Below are 25,020 nucleotides of genomic sequence, written 5' to 3'. Positions count from 1 at the left end.
GAAACATTCTAAAAATCTTTTTTCTTCCATCCGCAAGTCCGCATTTTCAGCATTCCGTTCCCCCTTACAATAAGTACCTTTACCTTACGTTAAAATATTTCTCCCTCAAACACACTTAGCAATGGACAAAATAAAAATTCTCTGGGCCGATGATGAAATTGATCTGCTTAAGCCGCACGTTTTATTTCTGAAAGAAAAAGGATATGAAGTGGATACGGCTACCAGCGGGAATGATGCGCTTGAACTCATTGGTAAAAATGATTTTGATATTGTATTTCTCGATGAGAATATGCCGGGACTTTCCGGGCTTGAAACATTAACGAGAATCAAAAATCAAAAAAGTACTTTGCCGGTAGTGATGATCACAAAGAGCGAAGAAGAAAATTTAATGGAAGATGCGATTGGTTCCAAGATCGCCGATTATCTGATCAAGCCGGTGAATCCGAACCAGATTTTGCTTTCGCTCAAGAAAATTCTTGACAATAAAAAACTCGTCAGCCAGAAAACTACCACCGGTTACCAGCAGGAATTCCGCAATATAGGAATGACGCTGAGTGATCGCCTCGGTTGGAAAGAGTGGGCCGATGTTTATCGCAAACTTATTTACTGGGAGCTCGAGCTGGAAAAAACCCAGGATGAAAGCATGCACGAAATTCTTACGATGCAGAAGAACGAAGCGAATGTGGCTTTCGGAAAATTCATCGAGAACAATTACATCAACTGGCTGAACGGAAAAGATAAAAACCCGCCTACACAATCGCACACACTTTTCAAAAATAAGATCGCGCCGCTCATTGAGAAAGAAGGGACATTATTTTTTGTGCTCATCGATAATCTCCGTTTCGACCAATGGAAAATTCTCGAACCGATCCTTGACCAGTATTTCAAAGTGGAGACGGAAGAAATGTTCTACAGCATTCTTCCTACGGCCACGCAGTACGCACGCAACGCTTTGTTCGCGGGATTGCTTCCTTCTGAAATTGAAAAACGGTTTCCGAGTTTGTGGAAGAACGATGACGATGAAGGCGGAAAAAATATGCACGAGGAAGAATTTCTTGCTGCACAATTGAAACGCATTGGCAAGGATGTGAAATTTTCCTACAACAAGATCACGAATCATGCAGCCGGAAAAAAATTGTCGGAGAATATCTCCAATCTCATGCAGAATAAACTGAACGTGATCGTTTACAATTTTGTGGACATGCTCTCGCACGCACGCACGGAGATGGAGGTGATACGCGAGCTCGCGAGCGACGATGCGGCGTATCGTTCACTTACACATTCCTGGTTCGAACATTCGCCGCTCATGGAGATCATCAAACAGGTGGCCGAGAAAAAATGCAGGATGGTCATTGCCACTGATCACGGAACAATAAAAGTTACGGAGCCGACAAAAGTAGTTGGCGATAAAAATGTGAATACGAATCTCCGTTACAAACAGGGAAAATCGCTCGACTATGTGAAGAAAGATGTTTTTGAAGTGAGGAATCCCGCTGATGTTTTTCTGCCGAGGAATAATGTGAGCAGCGCGTATATTTTTGCGAAGCAGGATATGTTCTTCGCTTACCCGAATAATTATAATCACTACGTCACGTATTACCGCAACACGTTCCAGCATGGAGGAATTTCGCTGGAGGAAATGGTGATTCCGTTCGTGGTGCTTAGCCCGAAATAATTTGTTAATGAGTAAATGTGCTGATGTGCAAATGAAAAAAACAGGATTACTTCTGATTTTATTATTTTTTCTTTCCGGCTGCGATCCCGTCTATCGCGTCGGTTTTGCGGTGGCGAATGAAAGCGGTAAAACAATTTATGTGGTGAGTAAACAAGAGGATGATTCCGTACAGAAAATATTTTCCATTCACCCCGGCGACCACGATACAATTTATGTGCGCGATGGAATTGGTTATTCGAAACCGGTGTTCGAGGCTTTTAAAAATGACGTAAGAAAAGGAATGAAATTTTTTCCCGATTCGGTTTTCTGTGACACTTGTGATTTTTCTCCCGCGGGCGAATGGAAATATTCGGAAAAGAACCGCTGTAACGGAAGTGCGGTACTTGTTGTAAAAAATTCTGATCTGAAATAATCCCTGTGGAATTCATCCTTGAACATATAGGTCAGCTTCCGGTAGTTGCGAAAAAATTTCTGAAAGAAAACTTTCAGAAAAAAATTTTCGCCTTCCACGGCGAACTCGGCGCAGGAAAAACAACGTTCATCAAAGCAGTGTGCGAACAACTCGGAGTGAAAGATGTGATGTCGAGCCCGAGTTTTTCCATTGTGAATGAATACCGCGATAAAAAAAATATTCCTGTTTATCACATCGATCTTTACCGGATAAAATCAATTGACGAAGCAATGAATGCCGGCGTGGAAGAATATTTATACAGCGGAAATTATTGTTTCATCGAATGGCCGGAGAAAGCAGAAGAGATTTTGCCTTCGGAAACCGTTCATGTTTATATGACGAGTGATGGAGGGGTGAGAAAGTTGACAGTAGGCAGTAAGGAGTAAGCAGAAGGACAAAATTTAAACAGCATCTAAATCGTCTGCCTTACTTCCGCTTCTTTATGCACGAACACCCAGTTCCATCCGAGTCCTGCAGAAATGCGGATCTCATTCAGGTTTCTTGATGGCGCCATGTCGGGACGATAATTTCCAATGAGATATTGCGCTTCAATGAAAAAATGAAAAACATGTGCCCCGAAAAAATTTATTCCTGCGTGCGGGCCCCACACAGGCGTGATCTGCATATTCGTTGGAATTACAGTGGCAAGTGAATCGCCCGACAATTTGTAATTGATAGGATTCGTTTGAACAAAAGAAAGTCCGCAACGAAGGCCGATGAACGGATCGATGGCAAATTCTTTTTTGATCAGGTGCCATGAAAACCCGATCTGCGAAGAATGATTCGAGATCAATCCTCCGGGATTTTTGTCCTTCACGAGAAAATAATATCCGTCGCCGCGCATGGAAAAACGCTGATCGAAATAATATTCCAGCGTACCGTGGAGATAAATATTTGTTTTCTGATTCGAATAAGCCACAGAATTATTTCCTGATGTAGCGCCCACTTTGAAAGCCGGAGTAACCGTGAGTTGTGCACGGAGTAATCCTGCAAGCGAGGTCATCGTAGCAGTATTATCACCTGAAGACGACTGTTGTTGATTCTGATCCTGTCCGGAAAGAGGAGCGAAAGGAAAAAGAAAAAACGGGAGAAGAATTATTTTACGCATAAATCAGGAATTAGAATGGGTTGGGTTTATTCTGATCTTCCATTTCAGGAGATTCATGTTTTTCCTTGATCGCTTTTTTCCAGAGATCACCAACACGGTAATTCATACTCACGCTGAAAAGCAAATGGCCATTGAGTGTACCTCCTGTTGGTTCTGTATCCAAATAAAGATAATCCTGCTGATGTGCGACATCATTCCGCAACTCCACAGAAACTTCCCTGCCAAGATGATTCATGAACAAAGCGCTTGCAGAAAGATCGATGCGATCTGTTACAGGAAAATGACAACCCATTCCGGCGGTGATAGCAGCACTCCATCGCGTAGCAGAACTTCCGCTCGGATAGATCACTGCAAGATTACTTTCGAAACTGGTGTAATCGAAACAATGTCCCGCCATGAAATACGGTTGAAGTTTGTGCAGTTGGTTGTCTTTGTAATAAAACGGAGGATAAAACATGACCGCCCAACCAATGTGATAATCGGTGCGCTTGCCGAGTCCGCCGAGATCCGACTGAATATAATCGGCAAACCATTCGCTGTTCAGCAATCTGAAAAAACGAAGATGGAATTGCCCGCCGAAACCTGTTCCTGTTCCGGAAGCAACATTGTTTTTATTCGTCGTGGAATTCAGAGTAGAATTGAAAAAGCTTGCGGTGGAGCGTACGCCGAATCCGAATTGTCCGCCAGGCCCATTGTGGAAGCCGGTGGTCTGCGCGTTTGCCATAACTGAAGTAGAGAGCAGTACGGCGATCAGAAATTTTCGCATAGGGTTTGATTAAGGATGGACTAAAATAAGAAAAACATTCATATAGAAGACGTACTGTTCTGTGCTCGTTGCTTCTTGGTAATTTTGTTTTACGGAGATGAAAAAAGAAGAACAGAAAAAGATCACAGATCCGCAGCAGGCGCTGGTGAGAGCAGAAGCGTGGTGTGCTTACCAGGAACGCTGCCAGCAGGAAGTGCGCGATAAATTATTTCAATGGGGACTTTATCCCGGCGCAGTTGAAAATATTATTTCCGAACTCATCTTGAAAAATTTTATCAATGAAGAACGGTTCGCTATTGCTTATGCAGGCGGAAAGTTCAGGATAAAAAAATGGGGGAGAATAAAAATACGTGTGGAATTAAAACGCAGGAAGCTTTCTGATTATTGCATTTCAAAAGCGATGAAGGAGATCGATGAAAAAGATTATCGGAAAACACTCGGGCAGATCGCGGAAAAAAAAATGAAGGAAGTAAAAGAAAAAAATGAGCTGAAGAAAAAATATAAAGTGATGAGTTACCTTATTTCAAGAGGATTTGAGAGTGAACTTGTAAGGGAAATTGTCATTGGCCACTAGTCATTGGTTACTGGTTTTTCAATTCACCCCAATGACAATTGACAATTGACATTTTATTTTCCCCAGTATTTTCCATTGCGGAATTGTCCTTTGTAAACTGTTCCGTCAGGATAAGTGAGCACGCCTTCTCCATTGAATTCACCGGCATAGATGGTTCCATCTGCATAGGTCAATGTTCCAACGCCATTGTGATAATCGTTTTTGAATTCTCCTACATATTTACTGCTGTCCGCCCAAATGTAGGTTCCCTGCCCATCGCGCATTCCATTTTTCCATTCTCCGGTATAAATGTCACCACCGGTAAAATAAAAAGTTCCCTGCCCGTTAATAGTGTCATTTTTGAATTCACCCACATAACGATTACTGTCGCAATAAAATATTGTTCCTTTTCCTTCTCGCAACCCTTTCACAAAATCACCTACATATTTATTTGGCGTATCCATATCTCCAACTGAATCCGGAAATAATAAAGTACCGTATCCATTGGGTTTTCTATGTTTCATTTCACCGGTATATTTTCCGCCATTCTCATAAGTGTACGCAGATTGCGCAGCACAATTTATGCTGAACAGAAATAGCTGGAATGCCAATCCGGAGAAAAAAATTTTCATTTTGGATTTTTCATTTTAGAGTTTGGGATTTAATGGGGAGGATTACGGATATAAACTGATTTACAGATTTAATTTTGGGATTTGGAATTTTGGGATTTGGAATTTCATTTGAGATAGCCGGCTTTTTTCATCACTTCGATCGCCTGCTGAACTGATTGTGCAGAATCGTAAAGCACTAATCGCCGCTTCCATAATTTTCCATTCTCACCGCTGTAATTGATCACGAAGAAATCGAACCCGATCGGTTTGTGCTGAAAATTCACACCTACGATATCTTCGCGCAGGATCACGCTCGTGCTGGTGTACCCGATCATGCGCAGCGCGGAGCCAATAAGAAGAGCCATCAGTATGGAAAGGGTGAGTGTAACCATGTAATAATGCGTGACGAGTGTCATGACAATAAAAAAAGAAAGTACCAGGAACGCGGCGGCCTGTAGTATGATCACCACGCGATCCGGTTTGTTTTTTACTTCGGGAAAATTCGGAGGCAGATCTCTTTTCCCAATGTAAAGTTTGTCGTCAAGCACGTGGCAATATTGTGCGTCAGATAAAATAAAATGCGGATGCTTCGGTTCATTCATACCGCAAAAGTAGTCATGAGTTTGGAGAGTGGAGAGGAAATTTTTTACTGTCCCGCATGCACCCGATGCAATCGCATTCGGCGGGCAGGCTGCTTACTGCAACTGTTCCCCCAGTTCCCAACTCAGCAGCGGAAGATTGCACACTTTGCACAGATCACATTTCGACCAGGAGATCCAGTGATCGCGTTCGTTGTATGGAAATTTATTGATGGTGTTTCTCATTTTCAGTTTTTGCCTTAGCGCGAGTTTCGACATCATCGGGTGTTTCAGAAAATAATTTAGCGCACGGAACGGATCTTTGCGCAAACTTCCTTTCGTGGTCGGGTAGCGCGTGATCAGGCGCACGCACACGATGTCGAGATTCTGTTCGAGCGTCAGTTCTTCATAAACATAAACATCCAGCCCGTAACCGATCGTGAGTACATCGCCGCCCCATTCATTTTCTATTGCGAATTTCAGCAAATGAGATCTTGTCGTGATCAGCAATTTGTGCCCTTCAGCCGGAACACCGGAACGGACAACATGGAATTTCCCCTCTGAAAAATGAATATTGAAATACGGATCTTTTTCAAGATCGAGCAGGCGAAGTGAAAAATGTACAGAATCAAGAACAGTTGCGTCGTACAATTTCCGGTTATCATCGAGACTCTTTTCTAATTTTTCACGGATCAGCGTTGCCGTGTTCTCAGAACAAAAAACTTTTTTCTCCGCCGTTTTTATTTCTTCAGCTAATTCCTCTTCCACGAGTTCATTAATTTTTTTCGTTGCAAATTTTTCATGCCAGGGAGAAATTCTGTGCAGCCCTTGTTCATCGTAAAAATCGCCGGGATTGATCACGTCGAACTGAATGTGATGATCGCGCTGGAGATGTTCGGTGTAATAATTTTCAAATTCTTCTCTCGGAAATTTCACTTCATTGATCCAGCGCTTGTCTTCTTGCAGCAAAGCAAATCCCGGTCCGAATGGAATGGCACGCGCGGGCTGCAGGTAGTGAACGATCTTCGCGAAGTTGTGGGCAAAATATTGTTCGCGGATCAATCCCGTTTCATGATCATTCTTCGTTTTGTAATGAACCGTATTCGGAAAATATCCGGCACCGCTCCATCCTGAAAAAAGATAATCGATCTTCGGCCAGTGTTTTTTTATTTCTTTCAGGAACATTTCCACTACGTTCTGGTGATGCGAATTCAAAGCGTCATTCAGGTTCACGATCACGGTATCGCCCGTTTGCACCACGATCACGCTTTCCAATGCAAAACCGATGTAAGTGACCGTTGTGGTTGGAGAAATGCGGTAATTTTTAAAACTCACCGCTTCCGTTACATCGTGAAATCCGTTCGACGCAAAAAAATCTTTTGCTCCTCTTCTCCATTGATAAGGGAAAAAAACTTTCGCCTGCGGATCAAGTTCAAGTAAAGATTTTTGCTGGAGATGATCTTCGTGTCCGTGCGAGTAGAGAATATTTTTCGCACGAACGAGATGATCTGTTTTCATGGGACCCGGAAATAAAAACCACTGATCCATATAAACACTTCCCGTGAACCAGGGATCGAAGATGAGCGAGGTGTCGCCGGTGTCAATGAAAAGGCAGGAGTGGCAGATGTATTCGATTCGCATGGTTCGCAGCCCAGGTGTTTGAAATTATTTTTTTCCGTAGATGCCGAATGTAAAATCAGGCGTTTGCCCCTGCGAAAGAAATTCATCTTCCGCATTGAAAAGTTTTTGCAGGATGGCCATTGATTCTTCCGTTTCATTATGAAAATGATGGCCAATGTCCTTCAGCAACGGGTGGAGAATATTTCCGCCGAACGTTTTTTCTTCAATCACTGAAAAATTATTCCGCATCACCGCAGGCAGTTCTTCCGAGTGAACCGACTCCGACGGATCATTGAGAAACATTCGCAGCAATCCCGGCCGGAAAACTTTACGCTTTATCTTTTTTTCATGGAATCGAACGCGGAAAGATCCCGGAATTTCACCGAGCAATTCATTGATGCGCTTCAGTTGTTCTTTTTTCCATTGATTCCTGTTCGGCCCTGTGTATTCGTGCAGGATGAGAATTCCATTCGCTTTCAGCGAACGATTTATTTTTTCCGCGATCTTCTCCGGATGTGCAAGGTGATGAAAGCTGGAGTGAAAAAGCACGGCATCAAATTTTTCTTCACCGAAATTAAATTGTGCTGCGTCTGCTTTGAAAAATTCGAGGTTATTCAATCCGAGTCCGGGAATTTTAGAAGAAGCATGATTCACGATCTTCTGCGAAACATCGAAACCTTCCACGAGCGAAAAACAGGAATGTTTCGCAAAATTTATTTCCGGTGTTCCGCCTCCGCAACCCACCGAGATCATTCGCAGATTTTTTTTCCCCTCGAAATATTTTTCACAAACATATTCCTGGTAATTCATTTCTTCATTTCCGCAGATCATTTTATTCCATCTCCTCCGCACAGCTGGAATCGTCCACCAGTCCACGGAACCGCGATCGATGCAGGAAAAATTCTGCAGCACGCGCTCTTCCGCACTCGGATGCAGCTGCGCGAATGTGCGCTTCCACCCGCGACGGCGGAGTTCGAACCAGAGATCAATAAAATCACCTTGAGAAACGAGGGTTAAAGACATTACCGCAGTGTTTTGCCGGATAAAGAACGGGAATGAAAGGGGGTTATTGTGCAACGACAATTAAGTTTTTTGTTGGCAGTTGTAGTCTGCTGTCAGCAATCAGCGGCTTAGATTAACATTGATGATCTTTCTCGCGCTGCCTGAGGGAATTTTTTATCATTTTCGCCAGAACATTTACATCGACGTCCCCCAATTTTTGAATGTAAAGACAACCGCCACCCAATTTATGTTTTCCTAATTTCGAAAGTAACTCGTCCCGTTTTTCGAAAATGGAACCGAGATATAAAACAATTGCATTCGCTCTCGATGCAATTCCTGTCAGTGGCGCATCACCTTCGCGACCGCTTTCATATTTGTAATGATAAGTTCCAAAACCGACAATACTTGTTCCCCACATTTTAGGTTCGAGTTTTGTGTTTTTGGCGATGAGTTCAATGAGTGCCGAACAATCAGAGCGTCTTTTCACATCTTTTATTTTTTGCCATGACATTATTTATTTCTTTTTGTAAACAGAAAGAAAATACATCGGATTGCTTTTCGTTTCATACGCATCGGGATATTTATCGCCAGCGAGATTGTAGCAAACCGTCAACACATTATTTTCAACTTTATAAATTGCTGCAAAATGTTTTCCGGAATTCACGCCGTCTTTTCCGTAAACGTCCATTTTATTGTCGGTGTATTTTACAATTCCTTTGTCGACACTTTCCGCGGTGAAAACATAATTGCTGTCGGTGAGCACGAGCACTTCAATTTTAAAAGTGGAATGGGGAAGTTCTGCTCCACCCATTTCTTGTTTAGTTGGAATCCAGGTTCCGTTTAAAGTGTACGATTGTTTTGAGGAATTGCAACTGAGAGCGAATATGATTAGCAGGGAGAGGAAGATAAGGTGGCGCATTTGAGTTTTTGGTTTTAAGATGGAAGTTAAGTTACAAAAACAATTGTTTGCAATTTTCAAGAGGAAAGCACTCTAATTTGAAGCACAAATTTCACCGCTTGTAAGTTTTTCTCTTGCCTGGTTTCCCATAATTAAGAACGTCGTAATAAATGATGGTCAAATTTTTATTACTCACTTTATCCAACTGAATATCTGCTGCTTCAGGAAGATCGTTTGGCAATTCAAAATATTCCCGAGTTCGCTTTATTACGTTGAATAAAGTCAAATTCTTTTTTTCCAAGTTGTAGGAAAGTAAAAACAAAGTGTCTTTGAAAGTGAGCGAACTGCAATACAAGGAATCTTTTCCTAAAATATTTTCGCCGGTTTTTTTGTCAAAAATTTCAAAGTCGCTCGGATTTCCATTTCCATTGTCGTGAATGATTGTAAAAAAATCTGCGTGGTCTTCACCCAATGTACCTAGAGAATAATACGAACCGCTATAATTTTTTGCTTTATCCAACAGATGAACGCTGTTTCCATTTTTTAGAAATAAATACCGACTACTATCGTCAGCTGCGTAACTTAATTCGTAGCCTCCTTTAATTCGAGTTGGGCCAACTTGATCTTTATAATAATAAGGAGAGTCGAGCGTGTTTATTATTTTCAGATGATGATATAAAGAATCGGGATTAATTTCAGTGCTGTTGCGTTTGGTTTGTGCCGTGTCTTTTACGCTGTCAATATTTTTTACCTGCGCGTTTTGTTGAAACGTGTCGTTTGAATTGCAGGAAATAAAAAAAATGAAGATGAAAAATATTATTGTACGCGTTTGTTTTTCTTTCGTTTCCGAAACCAAGTTACAAAAACATTTCTGTTTCCGATTTGAATTGTCATCCTGAGTGTCCAGACAAAATGCGATTTCTATTTGCGAAAGAAAATTTTCTTTTTGTCTGGATGTATCGAATGATGCGTGAGGGATAGCAGCGGTACCCTACAGCATCACGAAAAAATTATTTTCACAAAAAACTTGGCGAGGAGTACAAGCGGATAGCCCGACCCGTAGGGGCACGCCCAAAGAAAAATTGCCACAAAAGCACAAATACACGAAGAAGGCACAAAGAAAAAAGAAATGTAGAATATCGAACTAAAAAAATGTTCAATGTCAAACTAACAATTTACAATGAACAATTAAAAATAATCTTCAAATTTTCAAATCTTCGAATATATAATCATTTGTTACCTTCGCACAATGATAACCACCGAACAAATAAAAGCACTAGTTGATCGCAAGGACGCGTTAAGGAGGCATCTTTGACATCGATGGCAAACTGAAAAAAATTTCTGAAGAAGAATCTGTTTCCGAGGCAGCAGGATTCTGGGACGATCCGAAAAAAGCAGAAGCGCTGCTGAAAGAAATCAAGAAGAAAAAAAACTGGACGGAATCATTTGCATCGCTCGAGTCGAGTGTTGACGATCTTGGCGTGATGTATGATTTTTTTAAAGCGAATGAAGCTTCTGAAGCCGACGTCGATCAGCAATACGCGCTTACGGTAAAAAAAGTGGAGGACCTCGAATTCCGCAATATGCTCAGCGGAAAAGAAGACCATTTAAATGCTGCCCTCACTATCAATTCGGGAGCAGGCGGAACAGAAAGTTGCGACTGGGCGAGCATGCTCATGCGCATGTACATCATGTGGGGAGAGAAAAACGGTTTCAAAGTAAAAGAAGCCGATCTGCAACAGGGAGAAACAGCCGGAATAAAATCATGCACGCTCGAGATAGAAGGCGATAATGCTTTCGGTTATCTCAAAGGAGAAAACGGAGTTCATCGTCTCGTGAGAATTTCTCCGTTCGATTCCAATGCGCGCCGTCACACTTCTTTTGCTTCTGTGTATGTGTATCCACTCATCGACGATACCGTTCAGATCGAAATAAATCCATCGGATTGCGAATGGGAAACATTCCGTTCAGGCGGAGCAGGCGGGCAGAACGTGAACAAAGTGGAGACAGCAGTTCGTCTTTATCACAAACCAACCGGCATTGTTATCAAGAACCAGGAATCGCGTTCACAGATGACGAATCGTGAAAATGCAATGCGTCTTTTGAAATCACAATTGTACCAGATCGAAATGCAGAAGAGAATGGAAACAGTTCAATCCATTCGCGGGAATATGAAAAAAATAGAATGGGGATCACAGATCAGGAATTATGTACTGCATCCTTACAAGCTGGTAAAAGATCTGCGCACGGATCATGAAACTTCGGATGCGCAGGGTGTTCTCGATGGCGATCTCCAGGAATTTATCAAAACCTATCTCATGGAATATGGGGCGAGTTGGAATTTGGGTTAGTACGAAATACGAAACACAACTAAAAGTTACGAAATACAGATGAATACGAAATTGATTTTCTTCCCGATACTTTTTCCCGAACGCGTTCGGGATTTCGCATTCCGTAACTTTTAGTTGTGTTTCGTACTAAAGCATTTTGAAATGAAGATCCTAAATCAAAAAATCGAGAGACATCTTAGAATGAAAAGAGGGACTAAAAAGCGAGAGGTTGTCACACAGAGCGGGCAAGAGGGAAGGAATGTGCGTGTCGAAGTGTGGCATAAAAAAACCTGCAGCAAAAGTTGCGAAGTGATAACTGTGCTGAAGAAGAAAAAGATCGAACCGGAAGTTTTTCTCTATTCTGAAACTCCGCCGACGGAAAAACAATTGCGTGATGTGCTGAAGAAACTCGGGATGAAAGCAGAAGAACTCATCCGAAAAAAAGAAAAGATCTATCACGAGAAATTCGAAGGGAAAAAAATGACAGAGGAGAAATGGATAAAAGCAATGCTGAAATATCCGATCCTCATTGAACGGCCAATTATTATTAAGGGAAATAAAGCTATTATTGGAAGGCCAACGGAACTGATTTTGGAATTGATAAAGTGATTAATTTTATAAAAAATTAAACTATGCTTATTAAGTCGGTTAAAATGTCTGGGTATCGTACCATCAAGAAACTTGATGTTAATTTTGAACCTGGATTGAATATTATTATTGGAGATAATGGAAGTGGGAAAACCAATTTTCTAAATTTTCTTCATTCAACCTTGAATTTATCTTTTACTAAAACCTATTCAAAATTTTCTGCCGAGATTGAATTTGATAACGAATTTACCCTCAAAGCAATTAATAACCCTTCAACTGAAACGGAATTAATCAATGACGAGAAGGGTAATGTAAGATTTGAAGTTGAAGATTTGGCTTCAGGAACTTCGAGAGAAATTTTCAAATATTCCGATTTAGATAAAATACTTGACAAGAAAAAATCTAAAACATATTTTCGAAATAAAACCCATCACGGGTATCCTAAAATCGTACTATTCCTGAGCGAATCCTTTTCCGGCTCAGTAGAATTCAATCCCAGCGAACCTCAGTTTTTACAAGTAATGAAGTTGTTTGATGAAAACACTAGTGGTGCTTATCGCTTATTTTCTTCGTTATATCTTGAGTTTGCTCTTGCCAGTTGTGATATTCAAAATATTAAGCAATCTTGGAAGGAGATCTTAGATTATACCTCGCAGTATTTTTTAAGCTATTTAGGTAAATGTAGTGCGATTGAAAAGGTAAGAGTTGCCGAATCATTTAACATTGAATTAGTTGATAGCAGATTAACTGTAAATAATTTATTTTTTGAATTTTATACAAATGACCGGTGGAATAATTATCGAGAATTATCTGATGGAACAAAGCGAGTTATAACAGTTTTATTTGATTTAATTGATCTCAAAAAATATTTGGAAGAGAAAACGAAGATTGATCTTGGTTCAAAAAATCAAGATAGGATTGTGATGATAGAAGAACCTGAGTTGGGAATTCATCCTAATCAGCTTTACAAATTAATGCAAATCATTAAAGAAGAATCACAAAATAAACAAATCATACTTACTTCACACTCTCCTGTGGTGTTGGACGTATTGGAGCGCGAAGAACTTGGAAAAATAATTCTATGTTCATACGATGGTAAGAACGGAACCCAATTACGACATCTTAATGAAAAAGAAAATAAAAAGGCACTCGGCTATTTGGATAAGGTCGGTTACTTAAGCTTGTATTGGACTCACTCAGATTTAGAGAAAATTTAGATTAGTCGCTATGAGAGTAGGCCTTATTGGAGAAAATCCAAATGATACGAATTCATTTTCAAATCTCTTTTCAAGAATTTATTCTGGAAAATTTGATTTTTTTCCGCTAATAAGAAATCGGACAGGTGGTCAATTGGATGATATAAAGGAAGGTTCGAAAACAGTGGATCAACTTCAATTTGAGTACGAATTCGAAAAACCTGATTTTGTTGTTTTGATTAGAGATTCGGATGCTTTGGAAACAGAGCATAAAAAAATCAGCGATTGTCTAACAAAAATGTATTCACTTGGTAATGCTGTTACACAAAATGCGGTATTTCTTTTGTGCATTTTCGAAATGGAAACATTGTTGCTTGCCGATTTGGAGCCAATCAACAAAAAATTTGGAATTAATTTGGTATATCCTAATTCAAATCTAGATCCTATCGATCCGATGCACAAGTCTGATCCAAAAGGATTTCTTAAATCACTTTGTGGTTATCAGCAAAGCGATTGCCCAGATTTATTTAAAACAATTGACTTTAATAAAATTAAGAGTGTACGCTTCTTTTCTGAATTCGTAGCTCTTTTCGAAAAACGAATAAAATAAATAATCACAATGGAATTTAGAATCGAAAAAGACACCATGGGCGAAGTGAAAGTTCCCGCCGATAAATACTGGGGAGCACAAACCGAACGCTCGAGAAATAATTTCAAGATTGGCCCCGAAGCCAGCATGCCGAAAGAAATTATTCATGCATTCGCTTACCTGAAAAAAGCCGCGGCGCATGCGAATGTAGAACTTGGTGTTCTCGAAAAATCAAAATGCGATCTCATTTCGCAGGTGTGCGATGAAATTCTTGCACACAAACTCGATGATCAATTCCCATTGGTGATCTGGCAAACCGGATCGGGAACGCAGAGCAATATGAATGCGAATGAAGTGATCGCCTATCGCGCACACGTACTCTCGGGAGGAAAACTTACTGACGAGAAAAAAATTCTCAATCCGAATGATGATGTGAACAAATCGCAATCGTCGAACGATACTTATCCTACGGCGATGCACATTGCCGCTTACAAGCTCGCAAGTGAAGTAACGATTCCGGGAATGGAAAAACTCCGCGATGCACTTGCGAAAAAAGCAGCAGGATGGAACAGCGTGGTGAAAACAGGAAGAACACATTTCATGGATGCAACGCCACTCACGCTCGGCCAGGAATTTTCCGGTTACGCGCAGCAGATCACCAACAGTATCCGCGCAATAAAAAATGCATTGGAAATGGTGCGCGAACTTGCACTCGGTGGAACTGCAGTGGGAACAGGATTGAATACTCCGAAAGGTTACGATGTACTCGTCGCAAAAAAAATTGCGGAGTTCACCGGGCATCCGTTCATTACTGCGCCGAATAAATTTGAAGCGCTTGCTGCACACGATGCGATGGTTGAACTTTCTTCCGCGCTCAAACGTTCCGCAGTTGCATTGATGAAAATCGCCAATGATATCCGCATGCTCAGTTCGGGCCCGCGTTCCGGCATCGGCGAAATAATTATTCCCGATAATGAGCCCGGTTCTTCCATCATGCCGGGAAAAGTAAATCCAACGCAACCGGAAGCGCTCACGATGGTGTGCGCGCAGGTGATGGGAAATGATGTGGCAGTTTCCATTGGAGGAAGCAATGGGCATTTTGAACTGAATGTTTTCAAACCGCTGATCGCTGCGAATGTTCTGCAGAGTGCGCGCCTGCTCGGTGATGCGTGCGTGTCGTTCACTGAAAAATGTGCGCAGGGAATTGAGCCGAATCTTCCCATCATTAAAATGCACATGGAAAATTCACTGATGCTCGTGACTGCGCTGAACACGCACATCGGTTATTACAAATCGGCGGAGATCGCAAAGAAAGCGCACAAAGAAGGAAAAACACTGAAGCAAACTGCGGTTGAACTTGGGTACGTTACCCCGGAACAATTCGATCAATGGGTAAAACCGGAAGACATGGTGGGCTCAATGAAATAATTACAGAATTACAAATTACAGAATTACAAAAACGTAATTCGTAATTCTGTAATTGTGTTAAGTGGTTGTTCCGGGTTTATAACAGGTGATGCGATAATTTACCACCTTGATTATCTTTATATCAATATGCCCAGAATAACTCCCGTCATTTTATTTTTTATTTTTTCCACGATTCTCTTTCCGCGAAAAATTTTTGCGCAGGATACTTCAGGAGTGAAGACGGTGGTGAAAAAAAATTACAAGCAGGAATTCATTCTCAACAACAAGCGATACAAAGTGTGGGACAACTGGGTGAATTTCGGTGCAGGATATTCTTTTTACACCAATAACCCGAAGTTGCAATTTGTGATGGGCGCCGATTTCAATTTTCACATCAAGAGTATTTATTTGAACGGCGGCGGATTTCTTTCCGGCGATAATTATGGATTGTTCAACAATTATGAAATTCATCTCGGTTACATCCCGATCCGCCACCAGAATACAAAATTTCATTATGCGGTGATCGCATCGCCATCTTATTCGGTGCAGTATAAATATTTCGCGCCGGGACTTTATGAAAGTTCAGCAGTGAAGTCATTCGGTTTCTTCGGCGAATTCCAGTTCATAAAAAAAATAGAATATGCCGACGGAGTCGGACTGGCCGCATTTTTCGATTACACTCCGAAGAATTTTATCATTGGCCTGAGAATTGATGGATACCTTTCCGGCGCCTACAAAGGTTATGTGCCCGGAAAACAACCCAATAAAGGAAATTGAGATTTTTAATTTTTGATTTCACGTTGGGAAATCGGGAATGAAATTCAATAAACGGGAGGGTAATTCGTTATACTACTATGAAAAATAAATTCATTCTCCTTTTTTTATTCGCGATCGTTTTTACGCTGGCCGATTTTTCTTTCATTGACAATGATGCCGCACTGAGAAAACAGGCTGCCGACGATTACAAAAAAAATATTGCAGAAACACAATTCACTTCCACCGACCAGCTGCACTGGACAGGAAATATACAAGGATGTAAACCGGGAAGAGTTCCGGGCGAAGTTTACAGGAAATTGCTCATGCGCATAAATTATTTTCGCCGGCTTGCCGGAATTCACGACGACATCGTTCTTGATTCCAACTGGAATCATTACGCACAGGCCGCCGCGTTCATAATGTATGCGAACGACGAGCTCAATCATGATCCTGGACCGGGAATGAAATGTTACTCCGATGATGGAAAGATAGGCGCCAACACGAGCAACCTCTCAACGACTGTTGGAAAGGGAATCGAGATTCTTATTAACGATGAGATACAAGATGGCAGTACTTCAAACAATGACTGCGGTCACCGGAGATGGTTGCTGAATTCAGAAGCTGTGAAAATGGGAATAGGAATCACTGATGGCACTTATGCTACCAAGGTTTTTTCTGCTGACGATGGAAACGATCACGACACGGCAACGTACCGCGGAAAAGTTCCGGAATATTTTGCGTACCCTTTCAACGGATATGTTCCTTACGAAGTGGTTTTTCCCAAATGGAGTTTTTCTATGCCCGGCGGAGCAGATTTCAGATCAGCGGCGGTTGCTGTAACGGCCGGCGACGAACATGTGGCTTGTGTTATTGTCTGTCGTTCGACAGCAGCACAGTACGGCGATCCAACACTGGTTTGGAACATTAATAAATTGCGGGAAGATTTCGATTACAATTATTACGATATGCCAACGAAGAAAAAAGCTTTTTCAGATTTAGGATTGCTGGACAAAAAAATTACAGTGACCATCAGTAATGTGAAAGTGAACGGGAAATATAAAAGCTATTCTTATTCGTTTACGATCTTCGATCCGGAAAAATAAATGTGTAAATTATCGGATGTGTGAATATGAAAACAGGTATTGCGTGAGGGATAGCAGTGGAAAGCCCGAAGCGTGTTGGTAGTGCGTGGACGGACTTGGAACGGATAGCCCGGCCCGAAGGGACACGCCAAAAAATTAAATAGAAAATTCTCATCCGCACATTCCGTTCCCTCTACTTAAAAGAAAAGAAAAAGAAAACTACCGCTGCCCAGGTCATAGGAACTCCGTCGGCATGGCCTATCGTGGAATAACTTGCATCTTCCACAGTGCCGTCTGATTTTACATAACCGATAGTTGAATAAGATGAATTCTCCACTGTGCCATCATCCTTCACATAACCGACTGTAGAATAACTTGAATTTTCAATGGTGCCATCACTTTTGATATAACCGATGGTGGCATAGCTTGCATCTTCAATTGTTCCGTCGCTCTTGATGTAACCGACAGTTGCGTAAGAAGAATTCTCGATCGTTCCGTCTGACTTGACATAACCGGTTGTAGAATATCCGGAATTAGTAATGGTTTGTGCCGACAGGTTTGAAGCGGAACAAATGATCAGTGAAAGCACTGAAAGAAAAAGGAGTTTTGTTTTCATGGTCGATAGGATTTATACCAAATGTATAACAGTTGAGGTTAAAGACACAAACAAAAATGGTTAATTATCGGAGCGCCAAAGATGATTCAGATCAATATCCACATTCTGACTTTCGCATTTTCGCATGTCGTCCTGAGCGAAGTCGAAGGGCGCATTCCATTCCCGCTATACGAATTTATCGCCTTTCGCACTCTTCACATCATTCACAAAAGTCCGGATCTGCTGCTCATCCTGTTTTTTACAAATGAGAAGAATATTATCTGATTCCACTACAATATAATCGTCAAGCCCTTCTATCAAAACAAGTTTTTCCTTCGGAACATGCACAATGCAATTGTTAGAATCGTAAAGCATCACTTGTTTTCCAACGACGGCATTTCCTTTTTCATCCTGCTTGATGTGTGTGTACAATGATCCCCACGTTCCGAGATCAGACCAGCCGATGATGGAGGAACGTACGAAAACATTTTTTGCTTTTTCCATGATCGCGTAGTCGATGGAAATATTCTTGCAGCGGCCGTAAGCATCTTTCAGGAATGCATCTTCATTTTTTGAATTCCATTTTCCATCGCCTTCATTGAATATCTGTGCAGTTTCGGGTGCAAGTTTTTCAAATGCATTCATCATACTGCGGATGCTGCTCACAAAAATTCCTGCGTTCCAGAGAAAATCTCCGCTGCGAAGAAAAAATTCCGCCATGTCGTGATCCGGTTTTTCGGTGAACGTTTTCACTTTCTTGATGCGCTTGTCTTTTCCTGCCTCATCGGTTTCCACGAATTGAATGTAACCGTAACCGGTATCGGGCCGCGTAGGTTTTATACCGATCGTGATGAGGCAATCTTTTCCTCTAGAGACAGTCATGCAAGATTTGATCGCTTTCACATACGTATCTTCTTTCGTGATGAGATGATCGGAGGGAGCAATGACCATGATCGCATCAGGATTGATGCTGTTTATCTTCCACGTTGCATAAGCAATGCAGGTCGCCGTATTTTTTCTTGCCGGTTCACAGAGAATATTTTCTTCAGGGATCTGCGGCACTTGCTGCTTCACTAATTTTTTATAATGTTCATTGGTAACAACGAGAATATTTTTTGCAGGACAAATGCGCAATGAGCGTGAGAAGGTGGCCTGCAGCAATGTTTCTCCGGTGCCGAGCACGTCAATGAATTGTTTCGGGTGATTGGTGCGGCTCATAGGCCAGAAACGCGTTCCGACCCCACCAGCCATGATCACACAGTAACGATTGTTTTTCATTGGAGAAATTCCCGTATGAATGAATAATTCCGGATCAGGAAAGTTTTTCGAGCGCTTTTTCGAGACTCGCAATGATGGTATCCATCTCTTCGAGTTTGCATGTTCCTACTGAAAGACGATACCAGCTTGAATCGGGTGAAGAACCGAAAGCATAAAAAGGTACGACAGCAATTTTCGCTTCGTCAAGAATGTACTTGGTTACATCACGCGTGGTGACAAGAATTTTTCCATCTGCAGTTTTTTGCCCGTGAAGATGAAACCGGATGGTGAGATAGATCGCCGCTTCGGGTGCAATGGAATCCACACGGAATCCTTTTTGTTTCAATCGCTGAATTCCATTGTGAAAAGCAACGAGCCGCGCATTGATCTTCGTTTTCATTTCCGTGAGGAAAGAAGTGTATGCATCAAGATCGTTCAGAAATTTTGCCGTGGCAACCTGTTCCGCACGCGGCGCCCACGCTCCCACATGCGAGAGAATGGATTTCATATTATCAATAATAATTTTTGGCCCCATGGCCCAACCTACGCGCACGCCTGTAGCCGCCAGCGATTTTGAAATTCCATCTACGTAAATAGTGTAGTCGCGCATTTCCGGGCGAAGTGAAACCGGGTCATGATGTTTTGTTTCGCCATAAGTGAGGGCCCAGTAGATCTGGTCGTAAAGAAGATAAAGTGGTTTGCGGCCGGGCCCGCGGCGAATATTTTCTGCAATGATCAGGTCGCATATTTCGCCGAGATCTTTTTTTGAAAAAGTGGTGCCGGTAGGATTGAGCGGCGAACAAACTGCAACAAGCGCGACATCTTTCAGATGAGGTGCGAGTTCGGCAGCAGTGGGCATAAATTTATTTTCGGGCGAAGTTTCAACGAATACCTGATTCGAATAATCGCCGGTGCTCATGTGCGTGTAGTGGTTGTTATTCCACGACGGAACGGGAAATAAAACTTTTTCTCCGGGTTCCATGAGCGTCACATACACTGCGTAAATAACAGGGCGTGCACCACCGGCAATCAGAATTTCATCGGCAGAATATTTCAGTCCCTGTTTTTTCTCAATGAGATTTGAAACGGCTTTGCGAAGATCTGGCATTCCGTCGGCGGCAGGATAATTCGTTTCATCATTATTATAGGCATTGATGATCTCTTTTTTCAGCGCTGCAGGAATGGGGAATATTTTCGGATTGAAATCGCCGATGGTAAAATTGTAAACTGTTTCCCCGTTTTTGATCTTTTCATTGATCTCTGCAGCGAGTTTGATGATCTCGGAACCGATGAGCGTTTCAGCCATACGGCTTACTTTCAATGCTGGAGATGCCATAGTGGAAGAGGCCTTGTTCATACGTGAGAATGACGCCTTTTGTGTGTCGGGTAAAGGTACGAATTGATTGTTGAATGTCGATTGTGTTTCCCGCACGCAGGGATTATTGATTTAACCTTTCGGTGATAAATGAAATTTCAGAATTATATTTGAGCCATGCACCGGAAAATATTTTTCCTGTTTTTCATTTTTATTTTTTCAGTCATTTATGTGCAGGCGCAACGCGATCCGGGCGACACGCTCATCGTTAAGCGACCGGTGTGGGTGGGAATCTATGTTGGATTTCTCCAGTACACGCAAGCGACTCCGATGCTCATCAATCGCGCACCGAGACCTGATCTTCTTCCGCAAACTATTCGTTATGGTATTGGCGATGCGGTTCACGGAGGCGTTTTTCTTACGTATCCTTTTCTTCATAAAATGCAATGGGAGATCGGCGGGGGACTGAGTTCGTTTCACCGTTTCAATGAGATCGCAACCGTCACTTCTGTTTCATCCGGCAATCAACCTGTTGTTCTTGCTTATCACACGAGTGTTTATCACCAGTACCTCACCGTTGGCGAATTCCGTTCTTATTTTTCAGGTGAAGTGGTGATGCATGATAATTTTACGCTGCTGCTTGGTGCCGGTGGATGGGTGGCGGGGGGAAAACTCAACCAGACTTTATCAGGAATGGAAGCGAACCCCGGAACGATAGGGATAGAACTTTCAGTTAGTGCTTATTATTTTTTATTCCGTTCCAGTTATGTGCAGGTTCATATCAACCCGGGTTGGATGCGCAACGGATATTATATCAATGCAACCGTCGGACTCTCGGTGAAAGGAGAAAGAACCATGCGGCCACATCCGAAACATTATTACGTGCGCACGTACGAGCAGGATGAGTGATTTGAGAATGGAAGACGTTGAGAATGATTTAATCGTGAATTCTGCTATTCTTCCGTTTTCAAATTTTCCATTCTCATTTTCTTCTCCTCTGTTTCTCTTTGATGATGAGCGAAAGTTCTCTTCCCGTCTGTCCTTTCACCGAAGTATTTTCCTGTGCGCGGCGTATGAGGTAGGGGAGCACATCGCGCACAGGCCCGTACGGAACATATTTCGCGACGTTGAATTTGTCATTCGAAAGATTGAAAGAAATATGATCGCTCATGCCGAGCAATTGCGAGAAAAATATGTGCGGGTGGTTATGCGGAATATTTTTTTCCGTCATCATCTTCGCCAGCAGCATGGAACTTTTTTCATTGTGCGTTCCGGCGCAGAAACCGATGCGGTCAATGTGATCGAGACAGAACGCAACAGCAAGATCGTAATCGCGGTCAGTGTCTTCTTTCGTGTTTTGGATCGGTGATGGATAATTCATTTTTTTTGCGCGGGCTCTTTCTTTTTCCATGTAAGCGCCGCGGACAAGTTTCATTCCAAGAAAATAATTTCCTTTCTGCGCTTTTACGAATGAATCTTTCAGAAATTGCAAACGGTCTTTGCGGTAAAGTTGAGCGGTGTTATAGATAATGCATTTTTTCCGGTTGTATTTTTCCATCATCATATCGGAAAGCTGATCGATGGCATCCTGGATCCAACTGTCTTCCGCATCTATGAAAATGGGTTTGGAATATTTTTCAGAAGTGGCACAGATCGTTTCCACTCTTTCCACCACGCGTTTCCACGCTGCATCTTCTCCGGCCGATAATTTATTCCCCGCAGAAACTTTTTCCAGCAATCCGAATTGTGCGAGTCCCGTTACTTTGAAAACACAGAAGGGAATATGGGTGTCATTCTTTGCGCGTTCAATAGTGGCCACAATTTCCTTCGCACCGTCATCAAAATCTTTTTCCGATTCTTTTCCTTCTACCGAGTAATCGAGAATAGTGCCCACGTTGAATTGGCCCAGCGCATCCACCGTTCTTTTACATTCATCAATATTTTCACCTCCCACAAATTGTTTGAAGATCGTCGGCTTGATCATCCACCTGATCGGGAAATGAATCGCAAGTGCGAATTTCGTAAGGCCGCTTCCCACTTTTACCATGAACGGACTTCCGATGATGCGGAATAACCAGTATGATCTTTTCAGATCACGATCCGATTTGGATGAAAAAGCAATTTCAGTATTGTCGAAGGAGATCATGTAAAAAGCGGAAGCAAAGATAACAACCAGTTGTCAGTTGTCAGTTGCCGCTTTTCAGTTTTCAGTTGTCAGTTCAATGTCATGTACTCAACAGAAAACTGATAACAGAAAACTGCTTCGTTTTTCGCATCTTTGTTTACTATGAGCTCCCCGTTCGACACCATTACAACTCCGGGCTATTCCATTCACATCGGGGATTCTGCGCTCAACCAGCTCAACTCATTTCTGAAAAAAAATAAATTCTCTTCCATTTTCATTCTTGTTGATGAACACACCCTGCAGCATTGCCTTCCGGTGCTCATCGCAAATGTGAAACAACTCAGTGAAGCGGAAGTGATAGAACTCGAAAGCGGTGAAAAAAATAAAACACTCGACGTGTGTACGAATATGTGGCGCGCACTTGGCGAACTCCGCGCCAACAGAAAATCATTACTCATCAATCTCGGCGGTGGGGTGATCACTGACATAGGCGGATTCATTGCTGCAGCTTTCAAAAGAGGAATTTCATTCGTGAATGTCCCTACTACATTGCTCGCCATGATTGATGCATCTGCAGGTGGAAAAACAGGCGTTGATCTCGACGGACTCAAAAACGAGATTGGATTTTTTTATGATCCCCGCGAACTTTTTATTTTTCCAGGTTTCCTTCGCACACTTCCGAAAAGAGAAATGCTCGCCGGGTTTGCAGAAGCGCTCAAGCACGGACTCATTGCCGATAAAACGTATTGGGAATTTCTGAAGACTGCGAATCCCGGGGATGCTTCTCATTGGGAAGAACTCATTACGCGTTCCATCCGCATTAAACTCAGTTTTGTTGAACAGGATCCGCGCGAACAGGGCGCACGCAAGGCGCTCAACTTCGGCCACACCATTGGCCACGCCATTGAAAGTTATTTTCTCGAGCGCGCACAGACTTCCGTTCTGCATGGCGAAGCAGTTGCTATGGGAATGATCTGTGAAGCGTGGCTCTCGAAAGAATATTGCGGCATGAGCGACGAAGAACTGGAGGAGATCACAACCAACATTCTTCAACACTATGAAATGATTGATCTCGATGATGTGGCGAACAACCGCGTGATCGAACTGATGCGTCATGATAAAAAAAATGAAAAAGGGGAGATCAGTTTTTCATTGATAAAAAATATCGGCCAGCCGGTGATCAACAAAAAAATTCCCGCTGCCGATATCATGGAAGCGCTCAACTATTATCGTTTTACCGCCACTCATTCCCGAAACTGAAAACAGGTATGAAGCTTAACATTTCCAGGAAACTCAAAGGAGAAGTGAAACTTCCACTCTCGAAAAGCGAATGCAATCGTCTTCTCATCATTCGCGCAATCACCGGAACAGAATATTGGATACCGGAAATTTCAGATGCGGAAGACACCGTTTCATTGGGAAGAATAATTCTTGAACTGAAAGATCATAAAGACGGAAATACGTACGATGTAGGTGCTGCAGGAACAACGATGCGTTTTCTCTCCGCTTATCTCTCCGCTATTCCGGGAGTTTTCAATCTCACCGGAACCGCGCGCATGAAAGATCGCCCCATCGGAATTCTTGTGCATGCACTCGAACAACTCGGCGCAGATATTGAATTTCCCGAGAAAGAAGGATTTCCGCCACTGAAAATTTTTGGCGGGCCTTTGAATGGCGGAGAAATAGAAGTGGATGGAAGTGTGAGCAGCCAGTTCATTTCTGCATTGCTCATGATCGCGCCTACCATGCACAAGGGACTCGTCATTCATTTCAAAGGAAATATTGTTTCGCGCCCTTACATTGAAATGACGATCCGCATCATGGAACGTTTTCATATTTATCCGATATGGGATGGAAATTCTCTCGTGGTAAGTAACCAGCATTACGTGATCGATGATCCGGAAAAACAATTTGAGGTGGAAGCCGACTGGAGCGCTGCTTCTTATTGGTACAGCATGGCCGCGCTTGCCGATGAAGCAGATATTTTTCTTCCGGGATTAAAGGAAGATAGTTTGCAGGCCGACTCTGTTTGCGCATTGCTGTTCCCTTTTTTCGGAGTCAGCACAACGTTCACAGAAAAAGGAGTTCGCTTAACGAAGAACGGTTATCGGCCGAATGCATTTGCATTTGACTTCGAAGATTCGCCCGATATTGTTCAAACCGTTGCAGTAACTGCAGCGGCGTTGAAAATTCCAACACTTATGTGCGGACTGAACACGCTGCGTTTAAAAGAAACAGATCGAATCAAAGCGATCAAATCAGAATTGAAAAAAACAGGAGTGAAGTGCGAAGAACCGGGAAGAGGAATGCTGGAGATAAAAACATTCGACGGAAAAGTAGATCCTAAAATAAAAATTTCTACTTACGAAGATCACCGCATGGCCATGTCGTTCGCGCCGCTCGGAATAAAATTTCCGGGAATTGAAATTGAGGATCCGGAAGTGGTGAAGAAATCCTATCCGGGGTTTTGGGAAGAGGTAGGGAAGATTTCTAAGTGATCAATTTCCAATGACCAATG

General features: G+C 42.3%; 27 protein-coding genes. 14 read left to right on the top strand and 13 right to left on the bottom strand.

The window, feature by feature from the left end; translation table 11 throughout:
- Positions 1–121: 121 nt before the first annotated feature.
- From HY064_16490 to tsaE, 3 genes are read left to right on the top strand one after another with little or no spacing between them, the layout of a single operon-like run.
- On the top strand, positions 122–1,675 hold the full coding sequence (locus tag HY064_16490) for a PglZ domain-containing protein (protein MBI3512260.1): 1,554 nt from the start codon (positions 122–124) through the stop codon (positions 1,673–1,675).
- 31 nt (positions 1,676–1,706) lie between these two features.
- Entirely contained in the window at positions 1,707–2,087 is a 381-nt protein-coding gene (locus tag HY064_16485) for a hypothetical protein (GenBank protein ID MBI3512259.1), read from the top strand.
- A 5-nt stretch (positions 2,088–2,092) separates the two neighbouring features.
- Entirely contained in the window at positions 2,093–2,512 is a 420-nt protein-coding gene (tsaE, locus tag HY064_16480) for a tRNA (adenosine(37)-N6)-threonylcarbamoyltransferase complex ATPase subunit type 1 TsaE (GenBank protein ID MBI3512258.1), read from the top strand.
- Positions 2,513–2,538: 26 nt separating this feature from the next.
- Here tsaE and HY064_16475 read toward each other — a convergent pair whose 3' ends face one another.
- A complete protein-coding gene (locus HY064_16475) occupies positions 2,539–3,234 on the bottom strand; it encodes a hypothetical protein (protein ID MBI3512257.1) in 696 nt (231 codons plus the stop codon).
- 10 nt (positions 3,235–3,244) lie between these two features.
- On the bottom strand, positions 3,245–4,000 hold the full coding sequence (locus HY064_16470) for a hypothetical protein (protein ID MBI3512256.1): 756 nt from the start codon (positions 3,998–4,000) through the stop codon (positions 3,245–3,247).
- Positions 4,001–4,097: 97 nt separating this feature from the next.
- Here HY064_16470 and HY064_16465 point away from each other — a divergent pair, with 97 nt between their 5' ends.
- A complete protein-coding gene (locus HY064_16465; protein MBI3512255.1) occupies positions 4,098–4,574 on the top strand; it encodes a RecX family transcriptional regulator in 477 nt (158 codons plus the stop codon).
- A 53-nt stretch (positions 4,575–4,627) separates the two neighbouring features.
- Here HY064_16465 and HY064_16460 read toward each other — a convergent pair whose 3' ends face one another.
- The 7 genes from HY064_16460 to HY064_16430 form a co-directional block, all read right to left on the bottom strand.
- Positions 4,628–5,185, bottom strand: a complete 558-nt coding sequence (locus HY064_16460) for a 2-isopropylmalate synthase (GenBank protein MBI3512254.1) — start codon at positions 5,183–5,185, stop codon at positions 4,628–4,630.
- 104 nt (positions 5,186–5,289) lie between these two features.
- On the bottom strand, positions 5,290–5,766 hold the full coding sequence (locus HY064_16455) for a hypothetical protein (GenBank protein MBI3512253.1): 477 nt from the start codon (positions 5,764–5,766) through the stop codon (positions 5,290–5,292).
- A gap of 93 nt (positions 5,767–5,859) precedes the next feature.
- The gene (locus HY064_16450) at positions 5,860–7,383 is read right to left on the bottom strand and encodes an MBL fold metallo-hydrolase (protein MBI3512252.1); all 1,524 of its coding nucleotides are present in this window, start codon (positions 7,381–7,383) and stop codon (positions 5,860–5,862) included.
- A 24-nt stretch (positions 7,384–7,407) separates the two neighbouring features.
- The gene (locus tag HY064_16445) at positions 7,408–8,385 is read right to left on the bottom strand and encodes a class I SAM-dependent methyltransferase (GenBank protein ID MBI3512251.1); all 978 of its coding nucleotides are present in this window, start codon (positions 8,383–8,385) and stop codon (positions 7,408–7,410) included.
- 112 nt (positions 8,386–8,497) lie between these two features.
- On the bottom strand, positions 8,498–8,875 hold the full coding sequence (locus HY064_16440) for a DUF1801 domain-containing protein (protein MBI3512250.1): 378 nt from the start codon (positions 8,873–8,875) through the stop codon (positions 8,498–8,500).
- Between the two features lie 3 nt (positions 8,876–8,878).
- The gene (locus HY064_16435; GenBank protein ID MBI3512249.1) at positions 8,879–9,283 is read right to left on the bottom strand and encodes a hypothetical protein; all 405 of its coding nucleotides are present in this window, start codon (positions 9,281–9,283) and stop codon (positions 8,879–8,881) included.
- A 91-nt stretch (positions 9,284–9,374) separates the two neighbouring features.
- The gene (locus tag HY064_16430) at positions 9,375–10,118 is read right to left on the bottom strand and encodes a hypothetical protein (GenBank protein ID MBI3512248.1); all 744 of its coding nucleotides are present in this window, start codon (positions 10,116–10,118) and stop codon (positions 9,375–9,377) included.
- A 393-nt stretch (positions 10,119–10,511) separates the two neighbouring features.
- On the opposite strand from HY064_16430, the gene prfB reads away from it, so the two are divergent.
- The 7 genes from prfB to HY064_16395 all read left to right on the top strand — a co-directional run bounded on the left by prfB (position 10,512) and on the right by HY064_16395 (position 17,231).
- Positions 10,512–11,613 (top strand): peptide chain release factor 2 gene (gene prfB, locus HY064_16425; protein ID MBI3512247.1). Its coding sequence is split into 2 segments (ribosomal slippage): positions 10,512–10,565 and positions 10,567–11,613, totalling 1,101 coding nucleotides; the frame shifts between segments, so codons are not numbered across the junction.
- A gap of 180 nt (positions 11,614–11,793) precedes the next feature.
- Complete coding sequence (locus tag HY064_16420; protein MBI3512246.1) at positions 11,794–12,201, top strand: arsenate reductase family protein; 408 nt, start codon at positions 11,794–11,796, stop codon at positions 12,199–12,201.
- Positions 12,202–12,224: 23 nt separating this feature from the next.
- Complete coding sequence (locus HY064_16415) at positions 12,225–13,397, top strand: AAA family ATPase (protein MBI3512245.1); 1,173 nt, start codon at positions 12,225–12,227, stop codon at positions 13,395–13,397.
- Positions 13,398–13,407: 10 nt separating this feature from the next.
- The gene (locus HY064_16410; GenBank protein ID MBI3512244.1) at positions 13,408–13,986 is read left to right on the top strand and encodes a hypothetical protein; all 579 of its coding nucleotides are present in this window, start codon (positions 13,408–13,410) and stop codon (positions 13,984–13,986) included.
- 9 nt (positions 13,987–13,995) lie between these two features.
- Complete coding sequence (gene fumC / locus HY064_16405) at positions 13,996–15,393, top strand: class II fumarate hydratase (protein ID MBI3512243.1); 1,398 nt, start codon at positions 13,996–13,998, stop codon at positions 15,391–15,393.
- 126 nt (positions 15,394–15,519) lie between these two features.
- Positions 15,520–16,149, top strand: a complete 630-nt coding sequence (locus HY064_16400; protein MBI3512242.1) for a hypothetical protein — start codon at positions 15,520–15,522, stop codon at positions 16,147–16,149.
- A 77-nt stretch (positions 16,150–16,226) separates the two neighbouring features.
- The gene (locus tag HY064_16395; protein MBI3512241.1) at positions 16,227–17,231 is read left to right on the top strand and encodes a CAP domain-containing protein; all 1,005 of its coding nucleotides are present in this window, start codon (positions 16,227–16,229) and stop codon (positions 17,229–17,231) included.
- Between the two features lie 172 nt (positions 17,232–17,403).
- On the opposite strand, the gene HY064_16390 is transcribed toward HY064_16395, so the two are convergent.
- From HY064_16390 to HY064_16380, 3 genes are all read right to left on the bottom strand, one after another.
- Positions 17,404–17,799: a hypothetical protein gene (locus HY064_16390; GenBank protein MBI3512240.1), complete on the bottom strand. Its 396-nt coding sequence runs from the start codon at positions 17,797–17,799 to the stop codon at positions 17,404–17,406.
- A 192-nt stretch (positions 17,800–17,991) separates the two neighbouring features.
- Entirely contained in the window at positions 17,992–19,083 is a 1,092-nt protein-coding gene (locus HY064_16385; GenBank protein MBI3512239.1) for a mannose-1-phosphate guanylyltransferase, read from the bottom strand.
- A gap of 34 nt (positions 19,084–19,117) precedes the next feature.
- A complete protein-coding gene (locus tag HY064_16380) occupies positions 19,118–20,368 on the bottom strand; it encodes an aminotransferase class I/II-fold pyridoxal phosphate-dependent enzyme (protein ID MBI3512238.1) in 1,251 nt (416 codons plus the stop codon).
- A gap of 186 nt (positions 20,369–20,554) precedes the next feature.
- Between HY064_16380 and HY064_16375 the strand changes: the two genes are divergently transcribed.
- Positions 20,555–21,286 carry a hypothetical protein gene (locus HY064_16375; protein ID MBI3512237.1) on the top strand — a complete coding sequence of 244 codons (732 nt, stop codon included), beginning with the start codon at positions 20,555–20,557 and terminating at the stop codon, positions 21,284–21,286.
- 73 nt (positions 21,287–21,359) lie between these two features.
- Here HY064_16375 and HY064_16370 read toward each other — a convergent pair whose 3' ends face one another.
- The gene (locus HY064_16370; protein ID MBI3512236.1) at positions 21,360–22,523 is read right to left on the bottom strand and encodes a proline dehydrogenase family protein; all 1,164 of its coding nucleotides are present in this window, start codon (positions 22,521–22,523) and stop codon (positions 21,360–21,362) included.
- 141 nt (positions 22,524–22,664) lie between these two features.
- Here HY064_16370 and aroB point away from each other — a divergent pair, with 141 nt between their 5' ends.
- Both aroB and HY064_16360 read left to right on the top strand, forming a co-directional pair.
- Positions 22,665–23,762 carry a 3-dehydroquinate synthase gene (aroB, locus tag HY064_16365; protein MBI3512235.1) on the top strand — a complete coding sequence of 366 codons (1,098 nt, stop codon included), beginning with the start codon at positions 22,665–22,667 and terminating at the stop codon, positions 23,760–23,762.
- A gap of 8 nt (positions 23,763–23,770) precedes the next feature.
- Positions 23,771–25,000 (top strand): 3-phosphoshikimate 1-carboxyvinyltransferase, encoded by a 1,230-nt coding sequence (locus HY064_16360; GenBank protein ID MBI3512234.1) that lies wholly within the window; start codon positions 23,771–23,773, stop codon positions 24,998–25,000.
- Positions 25,001–25,020 lie beyond the last annotated feature (20 nt).

It is taken from the genome of Bacteroidota bacterium (assembly GCA_016194975.1).
Classification (GTDB): domain Bacteria; phylum Bacteroidota; class Bacteroidia; order Palsa-965; family Palsa-965.
This window is presented reverse-complemented; position numbering and strand designations above follow the sequence as displayed.

What these genes read in the sequence shown, in the direction of transcription:
- HY064_16490 (MBI3512260.1), top strand. Translation starts at nt 122, where the DNA reads ATGGACAAAATAAAAATTCTCTGGGCCGATGATGAAATTGATCTGCTT.
- HY064_16485 (MBI3512259.1), top strand. Translation starts at nt 1,707, where the DNA reads ATGAAAAAAACAGGATTACTTCTGATTTTATTATTTTTTCTTTCCGGC.
- HY064_16475 (MBI3512257.1), bottom strand. Translation starts at nt 3,234, where the DNA reads ATGCGTAAAATAATTCTTCTCCCGTTTTTTCTTTTTCCTTTCGCTCCT.
- HY064_16470 (MBI3512256.1), bottom strand. Translation starts at nt 4,000, where the DNA reads ATGCGAAAATTTCTGATCGCCGTACTGCTCTCTACTTCAGTTATGGCA.
- HY064_16465 (MBI3512255.1), top strand. Translation starts at nt 4,098, where the DNA reads ATGAAAAAAGAAGAACAGAAAAAGATCACAGATCCGCAGCAGGCGCTG.
- HY064_16460 (MBI3512254.1), bottom strand. Translation starts at nt 5,185, where the DNA reads ATGAAAATTTTTTTCTCCGGATTGGCATTCCAGCTATTTCTGTTCAGC.
- HY064_16455 (MBI3512253.1), bottom strand. Translation starts at nt 5,766, where the DNA reads ATGAATGAACCGAAGCATCCGCATTTTATTTTATCTGACGCACAATAT.
- HY064_16450 (MBI3512252.1), bottom strand. Translation starts at nt 7,383, where the DNA reads ATGCGAATCGAATACATCTGCCACTCCTGCCTTTTCATTGACACCGGC.
- HY064_16445 (MBI3512251.1), bottom strand. Translation starts at nt 8,385, where the DNA reads ATGTCTTTAACCCTCGTTTCTCAAGGTGATTTTATTGATCTCTGGTTC.
- HY064_16440 (MBI3512250.1), bottom strand. Translation starts at nt 8,875, where the DNA reads ATGTCATGGCAAAAAATAAAAGATGTGAAAAGACGCTCTGATTGTTCG.
- HY064_16435 (MBI3512249.1), bottom strand. Translation starts at nt 9,283, where the DNA reads ATGCGCCACCTTATCTTCCTCTCCCTGCTAATCATATTCGCTCTCAGT.
- HY064_16420 (MBI3512246.1), top strand. Translation starts at nt 11,794, where the DNA reads ATGAAAAGAGGGACTAAAAAGCGAGAGGTTGTCACACAGAGCGGGCAA.
- HY064_16415 (MBI3512245.1), top strand. Translation starts at nt 12,225, where the DNA reads ATGCTTATTAAGTCGGTTAAAATGTCTGGGTATCGTACCATCAAGAAA.
- HY064_16410 (MBI3512244.1), top strand. Translation starts at nt 13,408, where the DNA reads ATGAGAGTAGGCCTTATTGGAGAAAATCCAAATGATACGAATTCATTT.
- fumC (MBI3512243.1), top strand. Translation starts at nt 13,996, where the DNA reads ATGGAATTTAGAATCGAAAAAGACACCATGGGCGAAGTGAAAGTTCCC.
- HY064_16400 (MBI3512242.1), top strand. Translation starts at nt 15,520, where the DNA reads ATGCCCAGAATAACTCCCGTCATTTTATTTTTTATTTTTTCCACGATT.
- HY064_16395 (MBI3512241.1), top strand. Translation starts at nt 16,227, where the DNA reads ATGAAAAATAAATTCATTCTCCTTTTTTTATTCGCGATCGTTTTTACG.
- HY064_16385 (MBI3512239.1), bottom strand. Translation starts at nt 19,083, where the DNA reads ATGAAAAACAATCGTTACTGTGTGATCATGGCTGGTGGGGTCGGAACG.
- HY064_16380 (MBI3512238.1), bottom strand. Translation starts at nt 20,368, where the DNA reads ATGGCTGAAACGCTCATCGGTTCCGAGATCATCAAACTCGCTGCAGAG.
- HY064_16375 (MBI3512237.1), top strand. Translation starts at nt 20,555, where the DNA reads ATGCACCGGAAAATATTTTTCCTGTTTTTCATTTTTATTTTTTCAGTC.
- HY064_16370 (MBI3512236.1), bottom strand. Translation starts at nt 22,523, where the DNA reads ATGATCTCCTTCGACAATACTGAAATTGCTTTTTCATCCAAATCGGAT.
- aroB (MBI3512235.1), top strand. Translation starts at nt 22,665, where the DNA reads ATGAGCTCCCCGTTCGACACCATTACAACTCCGGGCTATTCCATTCAC.
- HY064_16360 (MBI3512234.1), top strand. Translation starts at nt 23,771, where the DNA reads ATGAAGCTTAACATTTCCAGGAAACTCAAAGGAGAAGTGAAACTTCCA.